The organism is Streptomyces sp. NPDC051211, from assembly GCF_040689505.1.
Taxonomy (GTDB): domain Bacteria; phylum Actinomycetota; class Actinomycetes; order Streptomycetales; family Streptomycetaceae; genus Streptomyces.
On sequence record NZ_JBFBAV010000020.1, the window covers coordinates 115,110 to 122,615 of the forward strand.

The following is a 7,506-nucleotide window of genomic DNA, read 5'->3' on the forward strand; positions in this document are numbered from 1 at the left end:
CACGCTCGTGCCATGACCTCGCAACAGCATGTGGTGGTGATCGGCGGCGGCCTGGCGGGCCTGCGTCTCGCGCAGCGCCTGGCCGAGGCGTCCCCCGCCGGGTACCGGGTGACCGTGCTCGGCGAGGAGAGCCACGCCCCGTACAACCGGGTGCTGCTCGCCGAGGTCCTCGCGGGCCGGTACGCCCCTGAGGTCATCGCCCTGCCTCCGGCCGGGCCGGCGCTGCGGCGCGGGGTGCGGGCGGTCCGGATCGACCGGGCCGAGCGGCGGGTGCACTGCGACGACGGCTCGGTCGAGCCGTACGACACGCTGGTGCTGGCCACCGGCTCCAACCCGGTGCTGCCGCCGCTGCGCGGCCTGTTCCGGCCGGACGGGCGGGAGCTCCCGGACGGGGTGCATCCGTTCCGGACGATGGACGATTGCCTGGCCCTGGCCGGAGCGGTCCGGCCGGGCCTGCGCGCCGTGGTCGTCGGCGGCGGCCTGCTCGGCGTCTCGGCCGCCCGGGCGCTCGCCGCCCGGGGTGCGCAGGTGGTCCTGACCCAGCAGGGCGAGCGGCTGATGGAGCGCCAGCTCGACGCGGAGTCCTCGGAGCTCCTGCACACGCATCTGGCCGCCCTCGGCGTGGAGATCCACACCCAGTGCCGCGCCCGCGGCCTGACCACCACGCCCCGGGAGCAGGACGGGCCGAACCCGGCCCATGCGGGTGCCCGGCCGGGCACCGACGCCCCCGGCCGGGTCACCGGGGTCGAGCTCGCCGACGGGTACCGGCTCGACGCCGACCTGGTGGTGCTGGCCTGCGGGGTCCGGCCCCGCACCGGCCTCGCGCAGGCCGCCGGGCTCGACGTACACCGCGGGATCCTGGTCGACGACGAACTGCGCACCAGCGACCCCCGCATCCACGCCATCGGCGACTGCGCCGAGCACGCCGGGCAGGTGTACGGCCTGGCCGGGCCCGCCCTGGAGCAGGCAGAGGCCCTGGCCGGGATCCTGACCGGAGCCGCCCCCGGCGGAACCGGCGGCACCGGCACCGCCACCGGCACCGGCCTCGGCGGAAGCGGAGCCGCGGGTCCCGGCGGAACGACCGGCACCGGCCTCGGCGGAGGCGCGGATACCGGCACCGGCACCGGCACCGGCGGAGGCGCGGACACCGGCATCGGCGTCGGCGGAGGCGGCCGAGCAACCCCCGCGGCCCCCGGAACGCCCGAAGCCCCCGCGCCCCGCCCCTACACCGGCACCCGCGCCCTCACCCGCCTCACCCTCCCCTCCGGCCTCGATCTGGCCGCCTTCGGCGAGACCACCCCCCGGCCCGGAGACGACGTGGTGCGGCTCACCGACGCGACCCGCCGGACCTACCGCAAGGTCGTCGTCCGCGGCGACCGGCTCGTCGGCGGGGTGCTCCTCGGCGAGCTCTCCGCCGTCGGCACCCTCGCCCGCACCTGGGAGGGCGACGAGGCCCTCGACCCCACGCACCAGCTGATCCACCTGCTCACCGATGACGGAGGCTCCTGACAATGACCAAGCCCACGATCCTGCTCATCGGGCACGGCATGGTCGGCCAGCGCTACCTCGAAGCGCTCGCCGAGCGCGGCCTGACCGGCACGCACCGGATCACCGTGCTGTGCGAGGAGCCCCGGCCGGCCTACGACCGCGTCCACCTCACCTCGTACTTCTCCGGCAGCACCCCCGAGGACCTCTCCCTCACCCCGCCCGGCTTCCTGGCCGGCCACGGCATCGAGCTGCACCTCGACGACCCGGCCACCGCGGTCGACCGGGCGGCCCGCACCGTCACCTCCCGCTCCGGCCGGGTCTTCCCGTACGACGTGCTGGTGCTGGCGACCGGCTCGTACCCCTTCGTGCCGCCCGTGCCCGGCAAGGACGCCGCCGGCTGCTTCGTCTACCGGACCATCGAGGACCTCCTCGCCATCGAGGACTACGCCAAGGGCCGGGCGGCCGACGGCGGCGAAGGGCGCGGCGCGGTCGTCGGCGGCGGACTGCTCGGGCTGGAGGCCGCCGGGGCGCTGCAGGGGCTGGGCCTGGCCACCCGGATCGTGGAGTTCGCGCCCCGGCTGATGCCCGCGCAGGTCGACGACGGCGGCGGCGCGGCCCTGTTGCGCACCATCGAGTCCATGGGCCTGACGGTGCACACCGGCGTCGGCACCCAGGAGGTGCTGACCGGGCCCGACGGCGCGGTGCGCGGGATGCTGCTCTCCGACGGGTCCAGCGTGGAGACCGACCTCGTGGTGTTCTCGGCCGGTGTCCGGCCCCGCGACCAGCTGGCCCGGGACTGCGGGCTGGCGGTCGGCGAGCGCGGCGGCATCACGGTGGACGCCCGCTGCCGCACCTCCGACCCGCACGTCTACGCCATCGGCGAGTGCGCCCTGGCATCCGACGGCCGGGTCTACGGACTGGTCGCCCCCGGCTACGAGATGGCCGAGACCGCCGCCGACGACCTCGTCGGCCGGGACCGGGAGTTCACCGGCGCCGACCTGTCCACCAAGCTCAAGCTGCTCGGCGTGGACGTGGCCTCCTTCGGCGACGCGCACGGCGCCACCGACGGCAGCCTGGACGTGGTCTACTCCGACTCCCGCTCGGGGGTGTACAAGAAGCTGGTGGTCGCCCCCGACGGAGTGCTGCTCGGCGGGGTGCTGGTCGGTGACGCCGACGCGTACGGCCTGCTGCGCCCGCTGACCGGCAGCGTGCCGCCGGTCAGCCCGGAGCAGCTGGTGCTGCCCGCCGGGATCGGCGCGCCGGCCGCGTTCGGCCCGTCCGCCCTGCCCGACGAGGCGGTCATCTGCTCCTGCCACAACGTCACGAAGAAGGCGATCGCCGCCTTCGGCACCCTGGCCGAAGTGAAGAAGTGCACCAAGGCGGGCACCGGTTGCGGCAGTTGCGTCAAGGTGATCGGCCAGCTGCTGCCGGCGAGCACCGACAAAGGGCTGTGCGGCTGCTTCGGCTACACCCGCGCCGAGCTCTACGAGATCGTCCGTACCCTGCGGCTGACCTCGTACGAGGAACTCCTCGACAGCCACGGCCGGGAGGGCGCGCGGGGCGGCGACGGCTGCGAGGTCTGCAAGCCGACCGTGGGTTCGATCATCGCCTCGCTCGCCCCGAGCATCGGCGCGAGCGGCTACGTCCTGGCCAGCGGCCAGGCGGCACTGCAGGACACCAACGACCACTTCCTGGCGAACCTGCAGCGCAACGGCTCCTACTCGGTGGTCCCGCGGATCCCGGGCGGCGAGATCACCCCGGAGAAGCTGATCGTGATCGGCGAGGTGGCCCGCGACTTCGGCCTCTACACGAAGATCACCGGCGGGCAGCGGATCGACCTGTTCGGCGCCCGCGTCGAGCAGCTCCCGCAGATCTGGGCCCGGCTGGTCGAAGCCGGCTTCGAATCCGGACACGCCTACGGAAAGGCCCTGCGGACGGTCAAGTCCTGTGTGGGGCAGACCTGGTGCCGGTACGGGGTGCAGGACAGCGTACGGATGGCCATCGACCTGGAGCTGCGCTACCGGGGCCTGCGCGCCCCGCACAAGCTGAAGTCGGCCGTGTCCGGCTGCGCCCGCGAATGCGCGGAGGCGCAGAGCAAGGACTTCGGGGTGATCGCCACCGCCAACGGCTGGAACCTGTACGTCGGCGGGAACGGCGGGGCCACTCCGCGCCACGCGGACCTGCTCGCCCAGGACCTGTCCGATGCCGAACTGGTCCGGCTCATCGACCGGTTCCTGATGTTCTACATCCGCACGGCCGACCGGCTGGAGCGGACCTCCACCTGGCTGGAGCGGCTGGAGGGCGGCCTGGACCACCTGCGGGACGTGGTCGTGCACGACTCGCTGGGGCTGTGCGCCGAGCTGGAGGCCCTGATGGCCGAGCACGTCGCGCACTACCGGGACGAATGGGCGGAGACCCTGGACGATCCGGACCGGCTGCGGCGGTTCGTGTCCTTCGTCAACGCGCCGGGCGCCCCCGATCCGGCCGTGAAGTTCGTGCCCGAGCGGGACCAGGTCAAGCCCGACCTGACCGTACTCACCCTGGAGCCCCTGGGAGGGACCCGATGACCGTCGAACTGTGCGTGGACGGGGGCTGGCTGACCGTCTGCGAGCTCTCGCAGCTGGTGCCCGGACGGGGGGTGGCGGCGCTGCTGCCCGACGGGAGTCAGGCCGCGGTCTTCACGGACCGGGCCGGCCGCCCGTACGCGATCGGCAACCGCGACCCCTTCACCGGCGCGCAGGTGCTCTCGCGCGGGCTGCTGGGGACGGCCGCGGGGCGACCGTTCGTGGCGTCCCCGCTGCTGAAGCAGCGCTTCGACCTGGAGTCGGGGCGCTGCCTGGACGATGAGGAGGTGGCGGTCCCCACCTACCGGGTACGGACCGCCGCGACCTCGTGACCGGCATCAGCCCTCGATGGCGGCCGGGTCCATCCAGACGAACTCCCACACGTGGTGGTCCAGGTCCTCGAAGGCCCGGCCGTACATGAAGCCCATGTCGATGGCCGGCCGGGGCTCGGTGGCGCCGGCCGCGAGGGCGGCGCCGACGACCTCGTCGACCTTGGCCCGGCTGTCGGCGCTGAGCGCGACCATGACCTCGGTGGCCTTGGCGGCATCGGCGACCGGCTTGGTGGCGAACTCCTTGAACTTCGCCTCGGTCAACAGCATCGCGAAGATCGTGTCGCTGATGACCAGACAGGCGGCCGTCTCGTCGCTGAACTGCGGGTTGAAGGAGTAGCCGAGCTTCTCCCAGAACGCCTTGGTCGCGTCCAGGTCCTTGACGGGCAGGTTCACGAAGATCATCTGGGGCTGGGACATCGCGGGTCTCTCTTCTCTCGGGTTCCGTTCGGTGCTGTCGAGAGGTAGACCGGAGGCCTCCGGGAAACTCATCGCTCCCGCCCAAGTTTTTTTGAGGTTTCCCGAAACCGCAGGTCAGAGCGGGGCCGGACGGGGCCCGGCGGGGTCAGACGAGGGACGAGCGGAGCTCCAGGGCGGACAGCGGCACGAAGCCCGGCCCGTCCCCGGTGAGCGGCGCGTCCTCGCCCGCCAGCCGCTTGTGCAGGGTGAGCGCGATCCGCTCCCCCTGCGCCTTGGCCCGCTCCGCCAGCGGGCCCGCGTACAGCCCGTCGACGGAGGCGTGCCACAGCTGCACCCAGCGCCCGAAGTCCTCGCCGGTCATCGGCCGCACCGAGTGCAGGGCCGCATGCGGCACGAACGCGTTCCGCCGGTAGTCGGCGGTACGGAACAGGGCGCGCTCCCAGAAGTCGGTGATCCGGGGCAGGTGGACGTCCAGGTCCGTGCCGGCGATCCGGGTGAAGAACGGGCCGATCCGCGGGTCGGCGAAGGCCGCCGTGTAGAAACGGCGCAGCAGGACTTCGAGGTCCTGGCGCCCGGCGATGTCGGCGACTGCACGGTGGTGTTCCATCCCTCCACCATCCTCCCGCACTCCGGACGCTCCCAGGGCAGAAAGTCACACAGTGCCGGGCCCTACGGGACGCGCACGGCACCCCTATCGTCGGAAACATGGCCGTGAAGAAGATCACCGAGAAGCTGTCGGACCAGGCCCTGACCGAGGAGACCGGCCGGGGCTGGGCCGCGTGGTTCGCCGAGCTGGACGCCTGGGGCGCCACCGGCCGTACCCACACCGATATCGCGCGCCACCTGGTGGACGCGTACGGGGTGAGCGGCTGGTACGCACAATCGGTGACCGTCGGCTACGAGCAGGAGCGCGGCATGCGCGAGGTCGGTCAGTCCTGCGAGGGAGACTGGCAGGCCAGTGGCAGCCGTACGGTCCACGCCTCCGCCGAACGGATCACCGAGGCCTTCGCCGACGACACCCTGCGCGAGCGCTGGCTGCCCCACGCGGACTTCAGCCTGCGCACGCACCGGCCGGGGAAATCCGTGACCGCCGACTGGGACGGGGGCAGCAGCCGGATCTCCGTCTATCTCACCCCGAAAGGCGCGGACAAGACGCAAGTGGGACTGGGCCACACCAAACTGGCGGACGCCGATGCCGTGGCCGTCTACAAAGCCTTCTGGAAAGAGCGCCTCGGCGTCCTGAAATCCCTCCTGGAGGAGTGAGCAGGAGGACGCAGGAGGATTGAACCCGACCGGTCGCTCGGGCGTAATGAGGAATTGACGTCCAGTCAACTCTGGGCTCCTAGGTTCCTCGACGCGTGCGACCCCGACCGGCCGACCGGCCGCGGGGCCTTCCTCCCACAGGAGTGACCGTGGAACGTCGTACCTTCCTGCGCGGTGCCGTCATCGGCACGTCGGCCGCCGCCTTCGGCGGCACGCTGATGCGCGGCGCCGCCTACGCGGCCCCCGCCCAGCCCGGCCCCGGCCCCTACGGGGCGCTCGGCGCGGCCGACGCCAACGGCATCATGCTTCCCGCCGGCTTCACCAGCCGGGTCATCGCCCGGTCCGGGCAGACCGTCAGCGGCACCTCGTACACCTGGCACAACGCGCCCGACGGCGGCGCCTGTTACACCGACGGCACCGGCTGGATCTACGTGTCGAACTCGGAGATCAACCCGGGCGGCGGTGCGAGCGCCGTCAAGTTCAACTCCTCCGGCACCGTCACCGGCGCCTACCGCATCCTGTCCAACACCCGGCAGAACTGCGCGGGCGGCAAGACCCCCTGGAACACCTGGCTGTCCTGCGAGGAGGTCAGCCTGGGCTACGTCTACGAGACCGACCCGTACGGCGTCAACACCGCCGTCCAGCGGCCCGCCATGGGCCGCTTCAAGCACGAGGCGGCCGCCGCCGACCCGGTCCGCCAGGTCATCTACCTGACCGAGGACGAGTCCACGGGCTGCTTCTACCGGTTCATCCCGAACACCTGGGGCAACCTCTCCTCCGGCACCCTCCAGGTCCTCAAGGCGGGCACCGGCACCTCCGGCAGCTTCACCTGGGCCAACGTGCCCGACCCGGACGGCTCCCCGACCGCCACCCGCAGCCAGGTGTCCGGCTCGAAGAAGTTCAACGGCGGCGAAGGCTGCCACTACGCCAACGACACCGTGTGGTTCACCACCAAGGGCGACAACCGCGTCTGGCAGCTCAACCTCACCAACAACACCTACGAACTGGCCTACGACGACTCCCTGGTCTCCGGCACCCCGCCCCTGACCGGCGTCGACAACGTCACCGGCTCGACCTTCGGGGACCTGTACATCGCCGAGGACGGCGGCAACATGGAGATCTGCATGATCACCCCGGACGACGTGGTCTCCCCGTTCCTGCGGATCACCGGCCAGTCCTCCTCCGAGATCTGCGGCCCGGCCTTCTCCCCCGCCGGCAACCGCCTCTACTTCTCCAGCCAGCGCGGCACCACCGGCAGCTCCTCGGGCGGCATCACCTACGAGGTAACGGGCCCGTTCCGCGTCTGAGGCAGGGGCAAATCCAGCCCCGCCGGCGTTCGGGCAATCCAGCCCCGCCGGCGTTTGAGGCGCGGGGGTCCGGGGGCAGCGCCCCCGGCAACGGCGCCGCACGGCACCACCGGCCGCACCCCGGCGGGGTTCATC

7 protein-coding genes are annotated in these 7,506 nt (G+C 72.5%); 5 read left to right on the forward strand and 2 right to left on the reverse strand.

Going from position 1 to position 7,506, the window contains the following annotated elements; genetic code table 11:
* Positions 1-12: 12 nt before the first annotated feature.
* Genes AB0447_RS21005 through nirD form a run of 3 tightly spaced genes read left to right on the forward strand, consistent with a single transcriptional unit; the run spans position 13 to position 4,384 of the window.
* A complete protein-coding gene (locus AB0447_RS21005; RefSeq protein ID WP_366478195.1) occupies positions 13-1,509 on the forward strand; it encodes an FAD-dependent oxidoreductase in 1,497 nt (498 codons plus the stop codon).
* Between the two features lie 2 nt (positions 1,510-1,511).
* Positions 1,512-4,055 carry a nitrite reductase large subunit NirB gene (gene nirB / locus AB0447_RS21010; RefSeq protein ID WP_366478196.1) on the forward strand — a complete coding sequence of 848 codons (2,544 nt, stop codon included), beginning with the start codon at positions 1,512-1,514 and terminating at the stop codon, positions 4,053-4,055.
* The gene (gene nirD / locus AB0447_RS21015; RefSeq protein WP_366478197.1) at positions 4,052-4,384 is read left to right on the forward strand and encodes a nitrite reductase small subunit NirD; all 333 of its coding nucleotides are present in this window, start codon (positions 4,052-4,054) and stop codon (positions 4,382-4,384) included. The genes nirB and nirD overlap by 4 nt, the downstream gene beginning before the upstream one ends.
* Positions 4,385-4,390: 6 nt before the next feature.
* Here the strand turns inward: nirD and AB0447_RS21020 are convergent, their stop codons facing one another.
* Together AB0447_RS21020 and AB0447_RS21025 are read right to left on the reverse strand one after the other, a co-directional pair.
* On the reverse strand, positions 4,391-4,801 hold the full coding sequence (locus tag AB0447_RS21020) for a VOC family protein (protein WP_366478198.1): 411 nt from the start codon (positions 4,799-4,801) through the stop codon (positions 4,391-4,393).
* Positions 4,802-4,946: 145 nt separating this feature from the next.
* Positions 4,947-5,408, reverse strand: coding sequence for a group III truncated hemoglobin (locus AB0447_RS21025; RefSeq protein WP_366478199.1), 462 nt, complete (start codon positions 5,406-5,408; stop codon positions 4,947-4,949).
* Positions 5,409-5,506: 98 nt separating this feature from the next.
* On the opposite strand from AB0447_RS21025, the gene AB0447_RS21030 reads away from it, so the two are divergent.
* Both AB0447_RS21030 and AB0447_RS21035 read left to right on the forward strand, forming a co-directional pair.
* The gene (locus AB0447_RS21030) at positions 5,507-6,064 is read left to right on the forward strand and encodes a hypothetical protein (protein WP_366478200.1); all 558 of its coding nucleotides are present in this window, start codon (positions 5,507-5,509) and stop codon (positions 6,062-6,064) included.
* 149 nt (positions 6,065-6,213) lie between these two features.
* The gene (locus AB0447_RS21035) at positions 6,214-7,371 is read left to right on the forward strand and encodes an alkaline phosphatase PhoX (RefSeq protein WP_366478201.1); all 1,158 of its coding nucleotides are present in this window, start codon (positions 6,214-6,216) and stop codon (positions 7,369-7,371) included.
* The last annotated feature ends 135 nt before the right edge of the window (positions 7,372-7,506 follow it).

Bases quoted from the DNA above. Each gene is read 5' to 3' on its own strand.
- nirB (WP_366478196.1), top strand. From the start codon at position 1,512: ATGACCAAGCCCACGATCCTGCTCATCGGGCACGGCATGGTCGGCCAG.
- AB0447_RS21030 (WP_366478200.1), top strand. From the start codon at position 5,507: ATGGCCGTGAAGAAGATCACCGAGAAGCTGTCGGACCAGGCCCTGACC.
- AB0447_RS21005 (WP_366478195.1), top strand. From the start codon at position 13: ATGACCTCGCAACAGCATGTGGTGGTGATCGGCGGCGGCCTGGCGGGC.
- AB0447_RS21020 (WP_366478198.1), bottom strand. From the start codon at position 4,801: ATGTCCCAGCCCCAGATGATCTTCGTGAACCTGCCCGTCAAGGACCTG.
- AB0447_RS21025 (WP_366478199.1), bottom strand. From the start codon at position 5,408: ATGGAACACCACCGTGCAGTCGCCGACATCGCCGGGCGCCAGGACCTC.
- nirD (WP_366478197.1), top strand. From the start codon at position 4,052: ATGACCGTCGAACTGTGCGTGGACGGGGGCTGGCTGACCGTCTGCGAG.